The sequence below is a fragment of the Frankia sp. AgKG'84/4 genome, from assembly GCF_023242965.2.
In the GTDB taxonomy this organism is placed as follows: Bacteria; Actinomycetota; Actinomycetes; order Frankiales; family Frankiaceae; genus Frankia.
Window position 1 is genome coordinate 1 of the sequence record NZ_JALKFU020000885.1, and the last position, 869, is coordinate 869.

General features: G+C 77.0%; 1 protein-coding gene. It reads left to right on the forward strand.

Features of this window, described 5'->3' with window-relative positions; translation table 11 throughout:
* The coding region (locus MXD58_RS25840; protein WP_250610319.1) for a S8 family serine peptidase at positions 1–869 on the forward strand (869 nt) is incomplete at both ends.

Genomic DNA, 869 nt, shown 5'->3' on the forward strand with positions numbered 1-869 from the left:
CAGCCAGGGCGCGGGCGCCGTCGTCGCCGTCATCGACCGCGGGGTCGATTCGACCACCCCACACCTGCGCGGCCAGCTCGTCCGCGGCGCAGGGGTGGGGCCGGACGCCGCCACCGACGGCTGGCGCGACGACGATCCCGATGGCCACGGCACGGCGATGGCGGGCCTCATCGCGGGACGCGCGGCCGACGGTGCCCCCGAGGTCCGGGGCATCGCGCCGGCGGCGCGGATCCTGCCGATCTCGACCGGCGTCGAGGCCGACTCCGCGGAGGTCGCCGTAGCCATCCACCGCGCCATCGACCTCGGCGCGGGCGTCATCAGCCTGTCCCTCGGCTCCGCCGGCGACGCCACCGCGGACGAGCGGAAAGCCGTCGCCTTCGCCCTCGCCCACGACGTCGTGGTCGTCGCCTCGGCCGGCAACACCGACACCGGCGACACCGACATCAACTCGCCGGCGAACATCCCGGGCGTCGTGGCCGTCACCGGGTCGACGGCCCAGGGCGGGTTCTGGCGCGGCTCCGTCCAGGGCGCCCAGGCCGTCATCGCCGCGCCCGCGCCCGGCATCCGCGCGCCGGTGCCGACCAGGGTCTCGCCGGACGGCCTGGACACCGGTTCCGGCACCTCCAACTCGGCGGCGATCGTCGCCGGCGTGGTCGCGCTCATCCGATCGGCCCGACCCGAACTGGACGCGCCCAACGTCATCGAACGGCTCCTCGCCACCGCCCGGGACGCCGGCCCGCGGGGGCGTGACGTCGAGTTCGGCTTCGGGATCGTCGACCCCGTCGCGGCCCTCACCCGGCCCGTGCCGGTGGTCACCAGCAACCCGCTGCTGGCCGCGCCGACCCGCTGGGGTGCGCCCGGCCAGCCGC